This window comes from Streptomyces sp. S063, assembly GCF_002832675.1.
In the GTDB taxonomy this organism is placed as follows: domain Bacteria; phylum Actinomycetota; class Actinomycetes; order Streptomycetales; family Streptomycetaceae; genus Streptomyces; species Streptomyces sindenensis.
In genome coordinates this window covers 821,908-842,442 of the sequence record NZ_CP021707.1, presented here as the reverse complement: position 1 = coordinate 842,442, position 20,535 = coordinate 821,908, and the positions used below count along the sequence as shown (strand labels likewise).

General features: G+C 73.6%; 12 protein-coding genes and 2 pseudogenes. 9 read left to right on the top strand and 5 right to left on the bottom strand.

Annotated features, from left to right (window positions below; all coding sequences use genetic code 11):
- Positions 1-2: 2 nt before the first annotated feature.
- The 4 genes from CCZ36_RS03720 (at position 3) to CCZ36_RS03705 (ending at position 11,173) form a co-directional block, all read left to right on the top strand.
- A complete protein-coding gene (locus CCZ36_RS03720) occupies positions 3-3,674 on the top strand; it encodes a hydantoinase B/oxoprolinase family protein (protein ID WP_128817021.1) in 3,672 nt (1,223 codons plus the stop codon).
- Positions 3,675-3,719: 45 nt separating this feature from the next.
- Positions 3,720-5,249: a hypothetical protein gene (locus CCZ36_RS03715; protein ID WP_069737285.1), complete on the top strand. Its 1,530-nt coding sequence runs from the start codon at positions 3,720-3,722 to the stop codon at positions 5,247-5,249.
- A gap of 100 nt (positions 5,250-5,349) precedes the next feature.
- Positions 5,350-6,321 (top strand): hypothetical protein, encoded by a 972-nt coding sequence (locus tag CCZ36_RS03710; RefSeq protein WP_069737284.1) that lies wholly within the window; start codon positions 5,350-5,352, stop codon positions 6,319-6,321.
- A gap of 448 nt (positions 6,322-6,769) precedes the next feature.
- A complete protein-coding gene (locus tag CCZ36_RS03705) occupies positions 6,770-11,173 on the top strand; it encodes a hypothetical protein (RefSeq protein ID WP_443069791.1) in 4,404 nt (1,467 codons plus the stop codon).
- Between the two features lie 78 nt (positions 11,174-11,251).
- Here the strand turns inward: CCZ36_RS03705 and CCZ36_RS03700 are convergent, their stop codons facing one another.
- Entirely contained in the window at positions 11,252-11,605 is a 354-nt protein-coding gene (locus CCZ36_RS03700) for a hypothetical protein (RefSeq protein WP_069740694.1), read from the bottom strand.
- Positions 11,606-12,177: 572 nt separating this feature from the next.
- Here CCZ36_RS03700 and CCZ36_RS03695 point away from each other — a divergent pair.
- The 4 genes from CCZ36_RS03695 to CCZ36_RS03680 are packed head-to-tail and all read left to right on the top strand — an operon-like array spanning position 12,178 to position 16,757.
- A complete protein-coding gene (locus CCZ36_RS03695; protein WP_128817020.1) occupies positions 12,178-15,282 on the top strand; it encodes a sensor histidine kinase in 3,105 nt (1,034 codons plus the stop codon).
- Positions 15,279-15,722, top strand: coding sequence for a roadblock/LC7 domain-containing protein (locus tag CCZ36_RS03690; RefSeq protein WP_069740644.1), 444 nt, complete (start codon positions 15,279-15,281; stop codon positions 15,720-15,722). Before CCZ36_RS03695 ends, CCZ36_RS03690 begins: the two co-directional genes overlap by 4 nt.
- An 11-nt stretch (positions 15,723-15,733) precedes the next feature.
- Positions 15,734-16,168 carry a DUF742 domain-containing protein gene (locus CCZ36_RS03685; RefSeq protein WP_069740646.1) on the top strand — a complete coding sequence of 145 codons (435 nt, stop codon included), beginning with the start codon at positions 15,734-15,736 and terminating at the stop codon, positions 16,166-16,168.
- Complete coding sequence (locus CCZ36_RS03680; protein ID WP_069744515.1) at positions 16,149-16,757, top strand: GTP-binding protein; 609 nt, start codon at positions 16,149-16,151, stop codon at positions 16,755-16,757. The genes CCZ36_RS03685 and CCZ36_RS03680 overlap by 20 nt, the downstream gene beginning before the upstream one ends.
- Positions 16,758-16,959: 202 nt before the next feature.
- Here CCZ36_RS03680 and CCZ36_RS03675 read toward each other — a convergent pair whose 3' ends face one another.
- From CCZ36_RS03675 to CCZ36_RS03665, 4 genes and pseudogenes are all read right to left on the bottom strand, one after another.
- Entirely contained in the window at positions 16,960-17,970 is a 1,011-nt protein-coding gene (locus CCZ36_RS03675) for a lipid-transfer protein (RefSeq protein WP_164873448.1), read from the bottom strand.
- A gap of 164 nt (positions 17,971-18,134) precedes the next feature.
- Positions 18,135-18,467 (bottom strand): annotated as a pseudogene (locus CCZ36_RS35515) (Zn-ribbon domain-containing OB-fold protein); the annotation flags it as partial.
- A 109-nt stretch (positions 18,468-18,576) separates the two neighbouring features.
- Positions 18,577-18,939, bottom strand: coding sequence for a DUF962 domain-containing protein (locus tag CCZ36_RS03670; RefSeq protein WP_069740642.1), 363 nt, complete (start codon positions 18,937-18,939; stop codon positions 18,577-18,579).
- Positions 18,940-19,065: 126 nt separating this feature from the next.
- Positions 19,066-19,862: pseudogene (locus CCZ36_RS03665) on the bottom strand (M15 family metallopeptidase).
- A gap of 70 nt (positions 19,863-19,932) precedes the next feature.
- Here CCZ36_RS03665 and CCZ36_RS03660 point away from each other — a divergent pair.
- On the top strand, positions 19,933-20,499 hold the full coding sequence (locus tag CCZ36_RS03660) for an NUDIX domain-containing protein (protein WP_069740640.1): 567 nt from the start codon (positions 19,933-19,935) through the stop codon (positions 20,497-20,499).
- Positions 20,500-20,535: the final 36 nt, after the last annotated feature.

The window sequence follows — 20,535 nt, the reverse complement described above, 5'->3', positions numbered from 1 at the left end:
CCATGACCGGACGCTGGGAATTCTGGATCGACCGGGGCGGCACCTTCACCGACATCGTGGGCCGTCGCCCCGACGGCCGGCTGATCACCCGCAAGCTCCTCTCCCACGACCCCGGCCGCTACGACGACGCCGCCGTCGCCGGAATCCGGCTGCTGCTCGGCCTGGACCCCGATGAACCGGTGCCGGCCGACCGGGTCGCCGCCGTCCGGATGGGCACCACCGTTGCCACCAACGCCCTGCTGGAGCGGCGGGGCGAACCGACCGTTCTGCTGATCACCGAGGGCTTCCGGGACGCGCTGCGGATCGCGTACCAGAACCGGCCGCGCCTCTTCGACCGGCACATCGTCCTGCCCGAGACCGTTCACGAGCGCGTGATCGAGGTCCCCGAACGCATCGACGCCCACGGCCGCACCGTACGGCCCCTGGAGCTCGACTCCGTACGCGAACGACTGCGCGCCGCCCATGCCGAAGGGCTGCGTGCCGCCGCCGTGGTCCTGATGCACGGCTACCGCCATCCCGCCCACGAACGGGCCGTCGCCGAGGCGGCCCGGGAGGCGGGCTTCACCCAGGTCAGCAGCTCCCACGAGGTCAGCCCGCTGATCAGGCTCGTCCCCCGGGGCGACACCACGGTCGTCGACGCCTATCTCTCACCCGTCCTCGGCCGGTACGTCGACGAGGTCGCCGCCCGACTCGACGGGATCCGGCTGATGTTCCTCCAGTCCAACGGAGGTCTGCGCGAAGCCGCCCGCTTCCGCGGCAAGGACGCCGTCCTCTCCGGACCGGCGGGGGGCGTCGTCGGCATGGTCCGCACCTCGCAGCAGGCCGGCCACGACCGGGTCATCGGCTTCGACATGGGCGGCACCTCCACCGATGTGTCGCACTACGCCGGGGAGTTCGAACGCGAGCTGGGGACACAGGTCGCCGGGGTCCGGATGCGTGCCCCGATGATGAGCATCCACACCGTCGCGGCCGGCGGCGGCTCCGTCCTGCACTTCGACGGCAGCCGCTACCGCGTCGGCCCCGACTCGGCCGGCGCCGACCCCGGCCCCGCCTGTTACCGCCGGGGCGGCCCCCTCACCGTCACCGACGCCAACGTGATGCTCGGCCGTGTCCAGCCCGCCCACTTCCCGGCCGTCTTCGGCGCGGACGGCGACCTTCCGCTCGACGCCCGCCACGTACGCGAGCGGTTCACCGAGCTCGCCGACGAGGTAGGGCGCGCCACCGGACGGCGGCCGGACGAGGCCGGGGTGGCGGCGGGCTTCCTGGAGATCGCCGTGCTCAACATGGCCAACGCCGTCAAGAAGATCTCCGTACAGCGCGGCCACGACGTCACCCGCTACGCGCTCACCGGCTTCGGCGGCGCGGGCGGCCAGCACGTCTGCGCGGTCGCCGACGCCCTCGGCATCGGCACCGTCCTCGTACCCCCGCTCGCCGGGGTGCTCTCCGCGTACGGCATCGGGCTGGCCGACGCGACCGCGATGCGCGAGCAGTCGGTGGAGGAACAGCTCGACGCGGCCTGCCGGGAGCGGGTGGAGCGGCTCTGCGCCGAGCTGGCCGACCGTACCCGCGAAGCCCTGCGCGCCGACGGAGTGCCCGACTCCGCGATCACCACCCGGGCCCGGATCCTGCTGCGGTACGCGGGGACGGACGCGGCGCTGCCGGTGGACCTGGACACGGGGGCGGCGATGACCGAGGCGTTCGCGGCCGCCCACCGGGCCCGGTTCGGCTTCACCATGGACAAGCCCGTCGTCGTCGAGACGGTCTCGGTGGAAGCCACCGGGGCCACGGGGGTCACCGGAGCCACGGACGTCACGGGGGCCGCCGACGGCACCGGCCTCGTCACCGGCGTCGGCTCCGGCCCCGGGCCCGGTCCCCGCGAAACCCCACCGCGCCCGGCCGACACCGTCGACCTGTACGCCGAGGGCCGGTGGCAGCGCGCCCCGCTCCACCGGCGGACGGATCTGCACGCCGGCACCGCCGTCACCGGGCCCGCGATCGTCGCCGAGGACGACGCCACCACCGTCGTCGACCCCGGCTGGCAGGCCGAAGCGGCCCCCACCGGCCATCTCGTCCTCACCCGCAGCACCCCCCGCCCCGAACGCACCGCCGTCGGCACCCGGGTCGACCCGGTGATGCTGGAGGTCTTCAACAACCTTTTCATGTCCATCGCCGAGCAGATGGGCGTCCGCCTGGAGAACACCGCCCACTCCGTCAACATCAAGGAACGCCTCGACTTCTCCTGCGCCCTGTTCGACGCCGAGGGCAACCTCATCGCCAACGCCCCGCACATCCCGGTCCATCTCGGCTCCATGGGGGAGTCCATCAAGGAGGTGCTCCGGCGCAACGAGGACACCCTGCGCCCCGGCGACGTGTACGCCGTCAACGACCCGTACCACGGCGGCACCCACCTGCCCGACGTCACCGTGGTCACGCCCGTCTTCGAGGAGGGGAAGCTCCGGTTCCTGGTCGCCTCGCGCGGCCACCACGCCGAGATCGGCGGCATCACCCCCGGCTCCATGCCCGCCTTCAGCCGGACGATCCACGAAGAGGGCGTCCTCTTCGACAACTGGCCGCTCGTCCGCGACGGCCGGCTGCGCGAGGAGGAGACCCGCGACCTGCTCGCCTCCGCCCCGCACCCTTCCCGCTCCCCGGACACCAACCTCGCCGACCTGCGCGCCCAGATCGCCGCCAACGAGAAGGGCATCGCCGAACTGCGACGCATGACCGAGCAGTTCGGGGCCGACGTCGTGGACGCCTACATGGGCCACGTCCAGGACAACGCCGAGGAGTCCGTACGCCGCATCGTCGCCGGACTCCACGACGGCCACTGCCGTTACGAGACCGACAGCGGGGCCGTGATCCAGGTCCGCCTCACCGTGGACCGGGACGCCCGCAGCGCCCACCTCGACTTCACCGGGACCTCCCCCCAGCAGCCCGGCAACGCCAACGCGCCCCGCTCCGTCGTCATGGCCGCCGTCCTCTACGTCTTCCGCACTCTCGTCGGGGCGGACATCCCGCTCAACAGCGGCTGCCTCAAGCCGCTGGACGTGACCATCCCGCCCGGCTCGATGCTCGACCCCAGCTATCCGGCGGCGACCGTCGCGGGCAACGTGGAGACCTCCCAGGCGGTCACCGGAGCCCTGTACGGGGCGATCGGCGGTCAGGCCGAGGGCTCGGGGACCATGAACAACCTCACCTTCGGCAACGACCACGTCCAGTACTACGAGACGATCGCCAGCGGCTCCGGAGCGGGGGACGGCTTCGACGGCGCCGACGCCGTACAGACCCATATGACCAACTCCCGGCTCACCGACCCCGAGATCCTGGAGTGGCGGCTGCCGGTGCGCCTGGAGTCGTTCGCCGTACGGGAGGACAGCGGGGGAGCGGGCCGGTGGCACGGCGGCCACGGCGTCGAGCGCCGTATCCGCTTCCTGGAACCCGTCACCATCGCCCTGCTCTCCGGCCATCGCCGCGTCCCGCCGTACGGAGCGGGCGGCGGGGAGCCGGGAGCGCTCGGGGAGCAGTACATCGAGCGGGAGGGCGGCGAGGTCGTCCCGCTGGAAGGCTGCGACACCGCCGAACTGGAGGCCGGGGACGTGCTCGTGGTGCGCACACCGGGCGGTGGGGGTACGGTCCGGCACGGAGGCAGCCCTCGCACGGGACCGGTCGCATAAACGCCGTTTCGACCGTTGTCAGTGCGAGGACCTAATCTGTCCCACGTGACTTCGCCTGCCAACACGGACACCGCTGCGCCGCAGCTCAGCGCGGGGCCGCGGCCTGCCCCGGGCCCCGCCGCCGACGAGGGGCTCTCGCGGCGGCTGCGCGCCCTCGCGTGCACGGCGCCGCTGCACGACCTGGACGTCCGCAAGGCGAATCTGGCCGGCGAGTACACGGTGTACGCCATGGCGGAGGTCGCTCTCGCCGCGATCGACCACGTCACGCTCAACATGGACTTCGACACCGGGGCCGACCACGACCAGATAGTGGCCAGGCTGCTGCCCCGCGTCGCCGCCCAGGCCCCCGACCGCCCCGTCGCCGAGCACGAACGGGTCGCCCGCTGGGTCCTGGAGAACCTGATCAACGTCGGCAGTGTCGACCGCGGCTTCCGCGCCGTCTACGGCACCTTCAACACCGACGGCGTCTACGTCCGCCGCGACTACGACTTCAAGCTCATCGAGGAGGTCCCCGGCTACGGCGGCACGGTCTACCTCCGCGCCACCGACGAAGCGGTCAACGTCCTCGTCGGCGCGCTGGACACCGATGTCACCAGCGCCCAGATCGCCGCCGAGGTCAAGCTGGAGGTCCTGATCAGCCGGGGCCGCCTCGCCGACGCCCAGCTCGCCGCCGAACAGGCCCGCTACCGCACCGTGCAGTACGCCGAGACCCTGCGCCGCACCCTGGAGGCCACCCGGCGCAACGTCCGCGCCGTCGACTGGCTCCACACCGTCCCGGACATGATCGCCGAGGCCCTCGACCACGTGGCCGACCGCTACCGCCACGAGAACGCGATCCTCACCAACATCCGCAAGGCCCGCGACGAGGCCGAGGACCCCGAGCACAAGCGCCGGGCCGCCGAGCTCGTCGACATCGTCAAGGACTGCATCCGCCGCCACACCCAGCTCCAGTCCCGCCTGCTGGAAGCGGGCCCCCTCTTCCGCGCCGAACAGGACCGGCAGGCCTTCGCACCGCCGGCCCCCCACGCGGGCCTCGATCTGTACGGGCAGCTCCTCGCCCCGCTCCTCCCGCTCCCCGTCGAGCAGTCCACCCGGGCCACCGACGCGTTCTTCGCCCACGGCACCGGACTGCGCACCCCCACCTCCGTACGGATCGGGGACCTGGTCGACCTGCTGCTCACCCCGCCGCTGGAGCGCGAGCACCTGGGCGCGGAGATGCCCGAGCCCGACCTGATCGCCACCCCCGACGACAGCCGGTTCAGCGAGGAGCAGCTCGCCCGGGCCATGACCCTGCTCGACCTGGAGCACGACGCCCCGCGCCGGCTCTCCGGACTGCTCGCCGAGGCCCGGCGCACCGGCGACACCGACCTCCCGTATCTGGTCGCCCTGCTCGCCGTCCACGCCGCCAGCCCGCCCGTCGGCACCGCCTACCGCCAGGGCGAGCGGCGCCTGCTGTTCGCCGTGGACGACGGCGCGGAGCTGGACGACCCGGAGTTCGGCGGCGCCGACCTCATCGTGGGCACCGCGTTGCTGGACGCGGTCGGCATGGCCGCCGACCGCCAGGAGGCCTCGTGACCGGCCCCGCCCGCCCCGCGCCCTCCGCCCTCTCTTCCGTCGCGGTCGACCCCGCCCGCCCTCCGCACCCGCACCACATCCGTACCGAGGAGTCCCAGCCGTGAGCGACCACGACGCCGAGCACCCCGACGCGTGGACCGAGCCCTCCGCGCACGCCGGCCCCTCCACGACGTACGGGGCTCCCTCCACGACGTACGGGGCCGACTCCGCGCACAGCTCACCGCAGCCCGCCGAGCCGGCCGGACAGCCGGCCGTCACCCCGGCCGACGCCGCCGACGCCGCCCGGCTGGTCTCCTTCGGGCTCCAGCCCAAGCTGCTGCCCGCCCGCGACGCCGAATACGCCGACCTGCTGCGGCGCTACCGGGAGGAGAGCGCCTTCGCCCGGCTCGCCGACGCCGTCGCCACCGGTCTCGGCCTCGTCGTCCTGGAGGTCTCCCCGCGCGCCGGGATGGCCGTCACGGCGGGCGAGGACTCCGTCTTCGCCGTCCGCATGGGCGACTACGCCCGCCGCGCCTCCTCCGACGCCGCCGACCGCTTCCTGCACGGCCTCGCCCACCTTGCCGTCGCTGCCCTCGCCTTCCCCCGCCCCGAGGACCTCGCCGACGACGCGTACATCGGCCGCATCACGGTCAACGGCGTCGACGCCTTCGTACGCCAGGCCTGCCGAAGGCTGGAGGAGCGCGCCGAGGAACAGGGCGACAACACCGACCCGGCCAGCGACGCCCCCGGGCTCGAAGCCGGCTGGCGGATCTACGCCCGCCGCAGCTCCACCGGCGCCACCAAGGACGCCCGTCGGCTCGCCGGATCCACCACCGGCATCATCGGCAAGGCCGTCGCCTTCCTCACCGACTCCGGCTTCCTCCAGCGCACCGGCGACGACGCGGGCGGCGCCTACCGCACCACCGCCCGCTACCAGCTCCAGGTCCGCGACCTGGCGGGCAGCGCCGCCATGGCCGAACTGCTGGAGCTCGGCGTCGTCCCCGTCAGCGACGGCTCCGCCACCCTGCTGCCGCCGCCCGACCCCGACAGCGTGGAGCTGGCCGCCGACGCGGGCCTGCCCTTCCACTCCTGACCCCGACCGGTCCGCACACCCCCGCCGCTTCACCCCCGCTCACCGAACGACGAGAGTCCGCCGCCATGTACGAGTTGTCCCGGGTCCGCCTCTACTCCATCGGACCTGCCGGTGCGCGCTACGCCGACACCGTCCTCGACCTGCGCGGCGTCGGCGAACCCGTCCCCAACCCCGCCCCCGCCCAGGCGGAGTTCTTCGAGGACGAGCCGGTCGGCCCGCCCCGCCGCCCCGCCCCGGCGGGCGTCCTCTTCCTGGAGAACGGCGGTGGCAAGTCCGTCCTGCTCAAGCTGATCTTCTCGGTGATGCTCCCCGGTCACCGCAACACCCTCGGCGGCGCCAGCTCCGGCGTGCTGCGCAAGTTCCTCCTCGCCGACGACTGCGGGCACGTCGCCCTGGAGTGGCAGCACACCCTCACCGGTGAGTGCGTCGTCGTCGGCAAGGTCAGCGAGTGGCGGGCCGCCAGGTCTCCAACGACCCGCGCAAGTTCGCCGAGGCCTGGTATTCGTTCCGCCCCGGCCCCGGGCTCAGCCTGGACAGTCTGCCCGTCGCCGAGGCCTCCGCCGTGGGCCGCCCCGCCGAAGGCGTCTCCGGCGCCCGTGGCAGGCGGCGCACCATGAAGGGCTTCCGCGACGCGCTGATGGACGCGGGCAAGTTCTACGCACACCTCGACGTGCACTGGGAAGAGATCCACGACCGCTGGAACGAACACCTCGGCGACCTCGGCCTCGACCCCGAACTCTTCCGCTACCAGCGCGAGATGAACGCCGACGAGGGCGAGGCCGCCGGCCTCTTCGCGGTGAAGAAGGACTCCGACTTCACCGACCTCCTGCTCCGCGCCGTCACCGACACCCGCGACACCGACGGACTCGCCGACCTGGTCAGCGGCTTCGGCAACAAACTGGGCCGCCGCGCCGAGCTGACCGCCGAGCGCGACTTCACCGCGGGCTCCGTCGACCTCCTCGGCCGGATCGTCGAGGCCACCGACGCCCGTGCCCGGGCCCGCGACATCCACGCCGGGGCCGAACGACGCACCCGCACCCTGGCCCGCCGCCTCTCCGCCCGCGCGGCCGAGGAGCGCGGCCGCACCGCCGAGCTGGCCGAACGCGTCACCGCCGCCGCCCACACCGTCACCGAAGCCGAGTCCACCCGGGGCCGCCGCGCCCTGATCGCCGCCGAACTCGCGTACCGCCACGCCTCGCTGGCCCTGACCGCGGCCGAGAAGAGCGCCGCAGCCGGACGCAAGGAGCTGGTCGAGGCCCGCACCCTGCACTCCGCCTGGCAGGCCGCCGAAGCCGTTCTGCGCCACCGCGCCGCAGCCGACCGCTCGGCCAGGGTCGCCGCCGCCATCCGCGAGGCCGAACGGGACGCCGCCCCCGCCCTCGCCGCCCGCTCCGCCGCCGCCACCGACCTCGTCCGCGCCCTCCACAAGGCCGCCGAGGAGGGCGAACGCCTCGCCAACGAGGAGGAGGAGCGCTCCGACACCCTCCAGGCCACCGGCGAACGCGCCCACCGGGACGCCACGGTCGCCGCCACCGAGGCCCAGCGCGCCCGCAGCGAGGCCGGACACCTGCGCCAGCGCCTCGCCGAGGTCGGCCAGGAGACCGCCGAAGCCGTCCGGGCCGGCTGGCTCGACGACACCGCGCCCGACGCCGACCCCGCCCGCGCGGCCCTCGCCGCCAGCGACGCCGAACAGTCCGCCGTCGCCGCCTGGGACACCGCCCGTGAAGCCGCCCGCGGCGCCGCCGACACCGCCCGCGAGGCGGCCGCCGCCGAGAGCCGCGCCGAACTGGCCGCCGCCCGCGCCGCCGACGCGGCCAAGGCCGCGGAGCGGAGCTACGAGGACGAGTACCTGGCCGCCGCGTCGATCGCCGCCGACCCCCGCATCGCGGACCTGCTCGGCCTGCCCTCGGGCACCGGCGTCCCGCACCCCCGCCGGGAGTCCGGCGACGAGACGGGTCCCGACCAGGGCACCGTCCGCACCACCCCCACCGGCGACGACGCCGCGACGACCGGCCACCGGAGCGACGGCACGGGCACCGCCCCCGACGCCTCCCCGGACCGCGCCGTCGCCCTCGCGGACCAGCCCGCCGCCCAGCAGCCCCTGACCGCCGAGGAGTTCGACCGCAGCGCCGACGAACTGCGCGACCTCCTCGACCAGTCCGTCGCCGCCGCCGAACGCCGCCTCTTCGACCTGCGCACCGCCGCCGCCGACGACGCCCGCATCCTCGGCGCGCTCGGCGAGGGCGGGCTGCTGCCGCCCGGGCCCGACGTCCTGGCCACCGTCGAATATCTCGGCGAGCACGGCATCCCCGCCCTGCCCGGCTGGCGCTACCTCGCGCAGGCCGTCGACCCGGCCGACCACGCCACCGTCCTCGCCGCCCGCCCCGAACTGGTCGACGGCGTCGTCATCACCGACCCCGACGCCCATACCCGCGCCCGCGAAGTTCTCGCCGGGGCGGCCCTGCTGCCCCGCTCGGCCGTCGCCGTCGGCACCGCCGCCGCCCTCCTCGCCCCCGTCCCGGCCCCCGGCACCGAGACCCCGGGCGACGACGTATTCCTCGTCCCGCCGAACCCGGCCATGCACGACGAACACGCCGCCGACGAGGAACGCCACGCGCTGCGCAGCCGCGCCGCCGCCCGCGACGAGGACATCAGGACGCTGGCCGCCCGCCTCTCCGGCGACCGCGCCCTCGCCTCCCGCATCGGCTCCTGGCGCGCCGACTGCCCGCCCGGCATGCTCGCCGAACTCGCCGAGGCCGCCGCCACCGCCCGTACGGCCGCGGAGAGCGCCGAAGCCGTCCTCGCCGAGGCCCGCACCGCCCGCGCCGAGGCAGACGAGGCCGCCGCCGACACCGCCCGGGTCCGCGACGAGCGCCAGGAGGCCGCCCAGCGGGCCCGCCGCGCCGCCGACGCCCTGGCAGGACTGGCCCACCGGCTCCGCGAACGTTCCGGCTGGCAGGCCCGCCTGCGCGAACTGGTCGACGAGGCCGCCGAGTCCGAGGCCCGCGCCGCCGTCTGCCTCGACCTCGCCCGCGCCGCCGACGAGGACCGCCGCGCCGCCCAGCGCGCCGGGGACGACGCCCGCCGCACCGCCCGCGCCCTGCGGGCCGAGCGCGCCGAGATCGCCGGCGTCCCCGAAGCCCTCCCCGAGGAGGACGAGTCGAAGGCCCGCGCCGCCCTGCCCGCCCTGCGCGAGGCCTACCGGGCCGCGTCCCAGCTGTACGAGAAGGTCGGCGTCGGCGCCGATCTGCGCGCCGAACAGGCCCGCGCCGAGAGCGACGAGAGCGCCGCCCTGGCCGAGCTGGACCGCCTCACCAACAAGGTCCGCACCCGCGCCGCCCAGCTCCTGGAAGGGACCGACGGAGCCGACGGCCCGTCCCGCCAAGCCGCCGCCGCCCGAGCCGAAGCGCACGTCCAGCTCCTGGAGACCCGGGCCTCCACCGCCAGCGAGCACCTGGGGCGGCTGCGCGGCGAGGCCGAACGGCTGGCCCCCGACGACGACCGCCCCCACCACACCGAGCTGCCGGACGAGCTGGTCCCGGCCGACGCCGAGAGCGCCCAGGCCCTCCTGCGTACCGCCAACGCCGAACTGGCCGACGCCACCGCCACCCTGGACACCGCCCGCGCCGCCCACAGCGAGCTGTTGCACGCCCACCGCACCGCCGAGGACTCCGCCGGCGGCTTCGAGGAGACCGCGGCCCTCCTGCGGGACCTCCTGCGCGACCACGGCGCGGAGGAGGGCACCGAGGACCCCGACCCGTACCCCGGCACTCTGGAGGAGGCCCGGCAGTCCGCCGCCGAGTCCCGCCGCTCCCTGCGCGGCTGCAACGCCGACCTCTCGGCCGCCGAGAGCGCCGTCCGGGAGGCGAGCGACATCCTCGTCCGGCACGCCAACTCCACCCGGTACGAACAGGTCCGCACCCCCGCCCGCCAGCAGATCCGCGAACTGCCCGCCTCCGCCCTGCCCGAGCACGCCCGGAAGTGGGCCGACGCCTTCGCCCCCAGGCTGCGCGTCCTCACCGACGAGCTGGTCCAGCTGGAGCGCAACCGCGACTCGATCGTCGACCGGCTGCGCGGACTCGTCGAGTCGGCGCTCACCACCCTGCGCTCCGCCCAGCGGCTCTCCCAGCTTCCCGAAGGACTGGGGGAGTGGTCGGGTCAGGAATTCCTCCGCATCCGCTTCGAGGAACCCGACCAGGCCACCCTCACCGAACGCCTCGGCGAGGTCATCGACGAAGCCACCAGCGCCGCCCTCAAGAAGAACTCCGATCTGCGCCGGGACGGCATGTCCCTGCTGCTGCGGGGGGTCGAGGCGGCGTTGCGGCCCAAGGGCATCGCGGTGGAGATCCTGAAGCCGGACGCCGTGCTGCGCGCCGAGCGCGTACCGGTCGGGCAGATGGGCGACGTCTTCTCCGGCGGCCAGCTGCTCACCGCCGCCATCGCCCTCTACTGCACGATGGCGGCCCTGCGCAGCAACGACCGTGGCCGCGACCGCCACCGGCACGCGGGCACCCTGTTCCTCGACAACCCGATCGGCCGCGCCAACGCCACATATCTGCTGGAGCTCCAGCGGGCCGTGTCGGACGCGCTGGGCGTACAACTGCTTTACACGACCGGCCTGTTCGACACGACCGCGCTCGCCGAATTCCCCCTCGTCATCCGGCTGCGCAACGACGCCGACCTGAGGGCCGGGCTGAAGTACATCAGCGTGGAGGAGCACCTGCGGCCCGGTCTGCCCCAGCAGGACCCGGAGGGCGAGACCGTCCACGGCGAGATCACGGCGACCCGGATGTTCAAACGCAACGAACAGCCCGCCGTCGAGCCCCCGGCAGCCCGGGGCCCCGGGGCGTAACCGCGGGGCCGGGAGCAGCCCATGGCTGCCCGCCGGGCCGACGACAACCGCCGGTCGGTCGAGCGCGGGCAGCAGCCGTCAGGCGCGGGAGAGACCGCCGGTGCTCCGGCGGCCGGCTATGCCACCGCCCGTGCCGTCCCGCTCGGCCGCCCGCTCGGCCCGGCGGGAACGGCGCCGCTCACGACGTATCTGACGGGCCGTGCTGCTCGGCACGGACACCACGCCGTTGCGCTGGTTCCACACCTGCCGGGTCACCCACACGTCGAGCACCGCCCAGGTGGCGACCACCGTGCTGGCCACACTGCTGAGCACCATCGGGAAGGCCAGCCAGGAGCCGGTCAACGTGCTGAGGAAGGCGACCATCGCCTGGATGATCGTCACCGACATGATCAGCACGGCGCGCACGGCGGCCGTCCGCACCGCATCGGGCATCCGCCGCTTCGAGGCCGGCTCCTCCACCCACAACTGCCGCGGGACCCCTGCCCCCTCCGCGGCCTCCGGCCGTGCGGCAGCCGGTGCTGCGGCGCTCCCGCGTTCCTGCGTACTCACGTTCTTCAACTCCCCGCCACTGTCCGACTTCAGGGTGGCTGCCCGGCTTGCGCCGGTTCTACGCGGGCGGAACACGTCCGTCCTGCCGCGCACGACCCCACCGTGCGTCTACCCCGTACATATGGACGAACCACCCGTCCCGAAGATTCCCCAGGAAAAGCACGCGCAGGGCACAGAAGGTCACGGAGCGAAGAATTCCAGCCAACTGATACGTGCCGGTACTGAGGAGTCCGGGCGGTGCCCTCGGTCGCTTTTGCGAATTTCATCTCCCGGAATACCGGGACAACTCATGATCAACTACCGAGTGGACGGCTGAAAATCATCCGGACGTGTCTTCGAGTTGTCTCGGTGTCAGTAGTAGGCTCGCGCCGTTTATTGACGGAGAAGACAACCCGCGCAGCCGCCGTGCGGGGCGACCCCCGCAGCCGCCGTGCGGGGCCGATCTGGGGGAGGCCATGCGCTTTCGCGGGAAGTCCATCCGCAGGAAGATCGTGGCGTTGCTGATGGTGCCGCTCGTCTCCCTCACCGGCCTCTGGGTCTTCGCCACCTATGTCACCGGCCGCCAGGCCGACGAACTGATGAGCGCCGGATCCATCGTGGAGAAGGTGAGCGAACCCCTGGAGGACGCCGTCCGCGCCGTCCAGGACGAGCGACGGCAGACCCTGGTCTTCCTCGCCGACCCCCGGGCCTCCGACGCGCTCCCCGTCCTCATGGGCCGGCGCGCCGCCACCGACCGCATCGTGAGCCAGGTCAGGGAGAACGCCCGGGAGCAGGATGTCCGCGAATCGCTGAGCGCCGTCGACAGCAGCCGCCTGGACGCGATCCTGAGCGCCGTCGACGGACTGGAGGCGCTGCGCGAATCGGTCGAGAAGCGCACCATCAGCCGCGCCAAGGCGCTGGACTTCTACAACGGCCTCGTCGACCCCTCGTACCGCTTCCTCAACGGACTCCACACCCTGGAGAACGTGTCGATGGACAAGCAGATGCGGGCCCTGGTCGGGATCTCCCGGGCCCGCGAGATGCTCTCGCGCGAGGACGCGCTCATCGCCTCCGGCCTCATCGCCGGCCGCTTCACCACCGCCGAACTGCGCCGGATATCCGGCCTCGTGGCGCAGCGCGAGCTGCTCTACGAGGTCAGCCTGGAGAACCTCCCCGCCGCCGAACGCCGCCGAGTCGAGCAGTTCTGGGGCAGCCCCGACACCGAACCCCTGCGCACCGCCGAGGACGCCCTGATCGGCGCCGGGCCGACGAAGCGCCCGGCCGCCGTCGACGCCGACCGCTGGGAAGAGGCGGCCGTGCCCGTCCTCGACCGGCTGGCGGGCGACTCCACCGAGATGGGCAACCGTTTCCAGGACCGCGCCGAACCGGCCGCCTACCGGGTCCTCGCCCAGGCCGGGATCGCCGGAATCCTCGGCTTCCTGGCCCTGATCGTCTCGGTCTTCGTCTCCGTCCGCATCGGCCGTGAACTCGTCCGCGACCTCTCCCGGCTGCGCAAGGACGCCCATGAGGTCTCCGGCGTACGGCTGCCGAGCGTGATGCGCCGGCTGGCCGCGGGCGAACAGGTCGACGTCGAGACCGAGGCCCCGCACCTCAGTTACGAACCCGACGAGATCGGCCAGGTCGGCCAGGCGCTCAACACCCTCCAGCGGGCCGCCGTCGAGGCCGCCGTCAAACAGGCGGACATGCGGCGCGGCGTCTCCGAGGTCTTCGTCAACCTCGCCCGCCGCAACCAGGTCCTCCTGCACCGCCAGCTCACCCTGCTGGACGCGATGGAGCGCCGTACCGAGAACGGCGACGAACTGGCCGACCTGTTCCGCCTCGACCACCTCACCACCCGTATGCGGCGGCACGCCGAAGGCCTCGTGATCCTCTCCGGCGCCGCCCCCTCCCGCCAGTGGCGCAAGCCCATCCAGCTGATGGACGTGGTGCGGGCCGCCGTCGCCGAGGTCGAGGACTACGAACGCATCGAGGTCCGCCGCCTGCCCCGGATCGGAGTCGGCGGCCCCGCCGTCGCCGACCTCACCCACCTGATCGCCGAACTCCTGGAGAACGCCACCGTCTTCTCACCCCCGCACACCGCGGTCCAGGTACACGGCGAACGCGTCTCCAACGGCTTCACGCTCGAAATCCACGACCGTGGTCTGGGGATGGCCCCCGAGGTCCTCCTCGACGCCAACCTACGGCTCGCCGAGACCCCCGACTTCGAGCTCTCCGACACCGACCGGCTGGGCCTCTTCGTCGTCAGCCGGCTCGCCCAGCGCCAGAACGTCCGGGTCTCCCTGCAGAAGTCGCCGTACGGAGGCACCACCGCGGTCGTGTTCATCCCGGCGGCCCTGCTGACCGACGCCCCCGACACCCACGGCACCGGGTTCCGCCTGGACCGCCGGGCCGAGCGGGCCATCGGCGGCGGCCGGAGCTCCGGGCCGACGGCGGGCGCGCCGGGCACGGCAGCGGGCGGCGAGCGCCGCGTCAACGGCAGGTCCGCGGTCCTGTCACCGGTGCCCACCGGCCTCACCGGGCCGGGCGTCCTGGACGGGCCGGTCGAGCTGGAGGCCCCGGTCGGCGCGCTGGACTTCGCCGGCGACCCGCTGGACCGTTCGCCGGATCCGGCCCTGGACCCGGCTCTCGGACCCGTCCTGGACGGCGTGTCCGACCTGGAGGACACCGAGAGCGAGCGCGGTGGCATCTTCCGCGCCCGGGATCTGCGCCGCGACGGCGACCGCGAGCCCCGCCGCGACAAGCCCGGCGGCCGCCCGCGCCGGACCACCGACCCGGACCAGCACCAGCAGGCCCGCGACCGCGACGACGAGCCCGCGGCGGAGGTCCGCCCGATGCGACCCGCCGCGCCCGTACCGCTGCCCCGCCGCACCCCGCCGACGCTGGTCACCGACCGGGGCCGCCGGGTCGACGCGGCGGACGACGACGCGACCACGCTGCCCGCGAAGGCCACCGGACCGGTCCCGCACACCGCGGACCGGACGCCCGAGGCGGCCGACGGGTCCCGTACCGCCGACGCCCCCTGGACCGTGCGGGCCGCCGCCCACCGAGCACCGGGTGACTCCCGTACGTCGGAGGTCTCCCGCGCATCGGACTCCTCCCGTACGTCCCGTACGCCAGAGGCCTCCCGCACCACGGAGCCGCCCCGCGCCCCGGCGACACCGCGGACCACCGGGCGCGAGGAGGCCGGGGTGCCGGCCGTCCCGCCGGCACCCGACACCATCGGCGGACTGCCCCGACGGGTCCGGCAGGCCAGCCTGGCCCGCCAGCTCCGTGCGGACCCCGCGGAGCGGACGGTGCACCGGCCGCCCGTGGACGCCTTCGACGACGCAGAGCGCGACGCCGACGAGGTGCGCAACCGGATGGCCTCGCTCCAGCGGGGCTGGCAGCGAGGCCGCCGGGAGAACACCGAGAGCGCTGAGACCACCGGGAACGCCGAGAACGCCGGGGCGATCGAGAACACCGCGTCCACCACGACCACCGAATCCGCCGATGACACCGCGATCACCGGCGACCCCGGTGGAACAGCACGAGGAACCACTCCGGGAGGGGACGGTCGATGACCGCACCGAACGCCGCAGCACACAACCCCGCCCGCCACGGCTCGGGCGAACTGAACTGGCTGCTCGACGAACTCGTCCAGCGCGTCGCCAGCATCAGCAAGGCGCTGGTGCTCTCCAGCGACGGACTCGCCACCGGCGCCTCGGCGGACCTGACCCGCGAGGACAGTGAGCATCTCGCCGCCGTCGCCTCCGGGTTCCACAGCCTCGCCAAGGGCGTCGGCCACCACTTCGACGCGGGCCGGGTACGCCAGACCGTCGTCGAGCTGGACGAGGCGTTCCTCTTCGTCACGGCGGCCGGCGACGGCAGCTGTCTCGCCGTCCTCGCCGACGCCGACTCCGACGTGGGCCAGGTCGCGTACGAGATGACCCTGATGGTCAAGCGCGTGGGGGCCCATCTGGCCAACGCCCCGCGGACGACCGGTACGCCCGCCGGAGGGTGAGCGTGGCGGGCATGAGCGCTGACTCCCCCCGGGGCGCCCCCGGGGCCCCGGGCGGGACCGTCGACCCCCAGGCCTCCCGGTGGTACGACGCGGACGCGGGACCGGTGGTCCGCCCGTACGCGATGACCCGGGGGCGGACCAGCAGCGCCTCCCGTCACCGCCTCGACCTGATCGCGCTCGTCGTGCCGGAACCGGCCGCGGACGACCCCGGCCGGGACCAGACGCTCGCCCCGGAACACGTGGCCATCGTCGAACTCTGCAGCGACAGACCCCAGTCGATCGCCGAGATCGCGGCCGAACTCGACCTCCCCGTGGGGGTGGTACGAGTCCTGGTCGGCGATCTCGTCGAGGACGAGCTGGTGCACGTCACCCGTCCCGTTCCGCCGGCCGAGCTGCCGGACGTGAACATTCTCCGCGAGGTAATCAATGGCCTTCGGGCGCTCTAGCCGCGTCAAGCAGCGGCCCGTCGAGCCCGTCACCCTGAAGATCCTGGTGGCGGGAGGGTTCGGCGTCGGCAAGACGACCGCGGTCGGCGCGGTCAGTGAGATCAGACCGCTGCGCACCGAGGAACGCCTCAGCGAGGCGGGCCGCCCGGTGGACGATCTGGCAGGGGTCGAGTCCAAGACCACCACCACGGTCGCGATGGACTTCGGCCGGATCACGCTGCGGGAGGACCTCGTCCTCTACCTGTTCGGCACCCCGGGCCAGGACCGCTTCTGGTTCCTCTGGGACGAATTGGCCCAGGGCTCCCTGGGTGCGGTCGTCCTCGCCGACACCCGGCGTCTGGAGGACTGCTTCGCCGCGGTCGACTACTTCGAGCGCAGGCGGATCCCGTTCACGGTCGCGGTCAACACCTTCGAGGGCGCCGAGCGGTTCCCCACCCAGACCGTGCGGGCCGCCCTCGACCTCGACCCCGAGGTCCCGCTGCTCGTCTGCGACGCCCGGGACCGGTCCTCCGTGCGCGATGTCCTGGTCGCGGTCGTGGAGCACGCGCTGGAGCGCGCTGCACGGGCCCGCGAACCCGTCGCCACCTGAGCCGGGCGAGTCCGGTCCGGTCTGCGGTACGCGTACGGCTCGTACCCCCGCCGACAGGGGTACGAGCCGCACGTCGCCCGGCGCGCCGGGTCCTGAGTGTTCTGCCGCGGTGACGGCCAGTCAAGTGAAGGACAGAGAAAAACTGTTGAGACGGGCCGCTCGGCGATCAGCGGATTCTCCGGGATCAGTGGAGTCTCCGGGTTCAGCGGACCGCTATCACCGCCGAGCCGTGCCCGAACAGCCCCTGGTTCGCGGTGATGCCGACCCGGGCACCCGCCACCTGCCGCTGACCGGCCCGCCCCCGCAACTGCTGGGTCAGCTCGCATACCTGCGCGACGGCCTGAGCGGGGACCGCCTCGCCGAACGAGGCCAGACCGCCGCTCGCGTTCACCGGAACCCGGCCGCCCGGCGCGGTCGCCCCGGAGCGCAGGAGCTTCGCCCTCTCGCCCGGACCGCACAGCCCGATGTCCTCGTACCACTCCAACTCCAGCGCGGTGGAGAGGTCGTAGACCTCGGCCAGCGAGAGATCCGCCGGCCCGATGCCGGCCTCCTCGTACGCGGTCCGCGCGATCGAGGCCCGGAAGCTCTCGGGTGAGGGATCCACCGCCACCGCCGAGTCCGTGCCGATGTCCGGCAGATCCAGGACGGTCCTCGGGAAGGTCGGCGTCACCGTGGAGACGGCCCGGATCCGCACCGGATCACGCACCCCGCGCCGCCGCGCGAGCTTCAGCTGCCCAGCACCAGCGCGGCGGCTCCGTCGGACGTGGCGCAGATGTCCAGCAGCCGCAGTGGATCGGCGACCATCGCGGAAGGCGGCGACTTCCTCGGCCGTCACCGGAGTGCGGTAGCGGGCGTACTCGTTGAACGCTCCGACCGCCGCGTTCTTCACCTTGACCAGCGCGAAGTCCTCCTGAGTGTCCCCGTACAGCGCCATGCGGCGGCGGGCGTAGAGCCCGAAGTACGCCGGGTTCGTCGCCCCGAGCACCCGGAAGCGCAGCCAGTCCGGATCGTCCGGCCGCTCCCCGCCCGCCGGGGCGAAGAACCCCTTGGGCGCCGCGTCGGCCCCCACCACCAGCACCTCGTCCGCCAGGCCCGCCAGGATCTGCGCCCGCGCCGTGTCGATGGCCTGCGCCCCGGAAGCGCACGCGGCGTACACGGACGCCACCCGCGCCCCCTCCCACCCGAGCGCCCGGGCGAACGTCGCGCCCGCCACGTACCCCGGATAGCCCCGCGTACCGTCTGCGCGCCGACCACCGACCGGATCTCGGGCCAGCCGATGCCCGCGTCCGCGAGGGCGGCCCGCGCGGCGATCCGGCCGTACGCGACGAAGCCTAGAAACCGCCTGCCCCACGGGTGCGTTCCGGCCCCGAGGACGGCCACGTCAAGGTCGGCCACGCCCGCCCCGGGGGCGGCCTGCCCCAGCACGACCATGCGTTCGGCGGCCAGCTCGACGGCGACCAGCGTGTACGGGGTCCAGGGGACGTCGGGGTCGCTGACGTACGGAGGGGGCGGCCCGTAGCGCCCGTCGGTGCAGGACCACACCGTGCCCCGCTTCGACAGCGGCGCCTCCTCCAACTCCTCGCCGGAACAAGCCGGGCTGCGGCACTGGCCGTCCGCCCGGGGGAAGTGGACCGTCCGGCAGGCCGAGCACCGGGTGCCCAGCAGCCGGAAGTCCTCCTCCGCGGCGTCCTCGGTGAACCGACCGGCCACCACGGGTGTACGCGTGCGGGACGAAGCCCCTCCCGGCACTGGACCTGACGGATCGTCATCAGTGTGCGACGGGCATCGGTGACCGGCGAGAGGTCCGGCCGGGGAGGTCTCAGCCGGACCCGTCCTCCCCGTGTTCGGCCAGCCACTTCGCCGCGGTCTCCGCCAGCTCCGCGTCCCGGCCCGCGAGCATCGTCCGGATCATCTGCGCGTCCCCGCGCAGCGACCACAGAGGATGTCCGAAGGTGGCCGGGTTGTTCTTCTCGATGAGGAAGTGCGCGGGCCACGCTGCGCCGTACCCGATCACCGGCAGGGCCGCCAGGTACCGTTTCCGGCCCCGCGCGAGCCCGTATGCGGAGATCGCGAGCCCGGTCAGCGTGCCGGTCAGATGGACCCAGCGGGTGGCGGCCCGGGAGTGCATCGCCACGTAGTACGGCCAGAACTCCTCGTACGTTTCGAACGTCTGCTGTGACATACGGGCACCGTAGTCGCCCGATCGGCAACCGAACACGCCCCGTTCGCGTCCGAAAGGAAGAACGGTCGGCCGGAGCCCACGGGGGTGGTCCCGGTCGTCCGTTCTCTTCGGAGCCTGCCTACCGGCTCAGCGCCTGCCCACCGGCCTGCGATCCACCGGGAAGTCGAAGTAGGTGTCCGGGAACGGCTCCGGCTTGTAGGTGAAGTGCCACCACTCCTCCGGCAGGTTCACGAACCCCACCTCGGTCAACGTCCTCTTGAGGAACTGCCGGTTGGAGCGCTGCGCGCCCGTGATCCGGGGGTCGTCGGTGTGTGAGAGGGTGTCGAAGCAGTCGTAACCCGTGCCCATGTCCACCGAGTTGTCGGGGAACCGCTCGTCCTTCGGCGCGAAGCAGGGCGTCAGCCGTTCGCCCGGACGGTACGGCCTGGTCGGCAGGGCGGGAAGCCGGACCAGGGTCAGGTCCACCGTGCTGCCCCGGCTGTGCCCGGACTTCTCCGCGATGTAACCGTCCTCGAACAGGCGGTCCTTGTCGACCAGCGGATAGAACTCCCCCTTCATCGTCTGGTCGTCGAGATCCTTCGCCCACCGTACGAAGTGGTCCACCGCCCGCTGCGGCCGGTAGCAGTCGTACACCTTCAGCGAATAGCCCTGACGCAACAGCCGCTTCTGCGCCAGGTGCAGGGCGCGTGCGGCCGGCCGGGTCAGGATGCAGACCGGCTGCCGGTACCCGTCCACCCGCTCACCCATGAAGGTGTGCGCAGTGGTGTAACGCATCTCCTGGATGATCGTCGGATCCACCGAACGCAGCGTCACGAACCCCTCGGGCGCTCGGGGTTCCGGACGCGCCTGTGCCGCGGGGGAGAGCGCGGGGCGGCGAGGAGGGCGGCGGCCGTGACGGCCAGGGCACGCAGAGCGGTACGCATTCCTGTCATGGGCACACCGTCTATCAGCTGGGCGGCCCGCACGGAAGAACCCGTCCGATACAGTCCGCCCGTGTCCGAACCCGGCAACCGCCCTTACCCGACCGCCCCGCAGCAGCCACCCCGGTACGTACGGGACTCCCACTGCGGCACCTGTGGAGCCCCGTACACCGCCCTCCCGTCCGCCGACGCCTGGCCCCGCACCTGCACACACTGCGGAACCACCGCCTACCGCAACCCGCTCCCCGTCGCCGTGGCCCTGCTCCCGGTCGACGGCCCGAGCGCCACCGGACTCGTCGTCATCACCCGCACCATCGAGCCGCAGAAGGGCGGCGCGGCCCTGCCCGGCGGATTCATCGACCACGCCGAGGACTGGCGTACCGCGGTGGCCCGCGAACTCCGCGAGGAGACCGGCATCGAGGCCGCCGCCCGGGACGTCCGGCTCGCCGACGTCCTCAGCGACACGGCCGGCCACCTCCTGGTCTTCGGCCTCCTCCCGGCCCGCCCCCTCGCGAGCCTGCCCCCGTCGACCCCGACCGACGAGACATCCGGCTACGGGATCCTCTACCGCCCCCGGCCCCTGGCGTTCCCGCTGCACACGGAAGCCGCCGAAGCCTGGTTCGCGGGCCGGTACGGCTGAGCGTGCCGGGCCGGGACCGACTCCGGCGCCCGGCCC

Coding starts and splice junctions, on each gene's coding strand:
- CCZ36_RS03690 (WP_069740644.1), top strand. CDS start 15,279: ATGACCGCACCGAACGCCGCAGCACACAACCCCGCCCGCCACGGCTCG.
- CCZ36_RS03720 (WP_128817021.1), top strand. CDS start 3: ATGACCGGACGCTGGGAATTCTGGATCGACCGGGGCGGCACCTTCACC.
- CCZ36_RS03685 (WP_069740646.1), top strand. CDS start 15,734: ATGAGCGCTGACTCCCCCCGGGGCGCCCCCGGGGCCCCGGGCGGGACC.
- CCZ36_RS03695 (WP_128817020.1), top strand. CDS start 12,178: ATGCGCTTTCGCGGGAAGTCCATCCGCAGGAAGATCGTGGCGTTGCTG.
- CCZ36_RS03700 (WP_069740694.1), bottom strand. CDS start 11,605: ATGCCCGATGCGGTGCGGACGGCCGCCGTGCGCGCCGTGCTGATCATG.
- CCZ36_RS03680 (WP_069744515.1), top strand. CDS start 16,149: ATGGCCTTCGGGCGCTCTAGCCGCGTCAAGCAGCGGCCCGTCGAGCCC.
- CCZ36_RS03670 (WP_069740642.1), bottom strand. CDS start 18,939: ATGTCACAGCAGACGTTCGAAACGTACGAGGAGTTCTGGCCGTACTAC.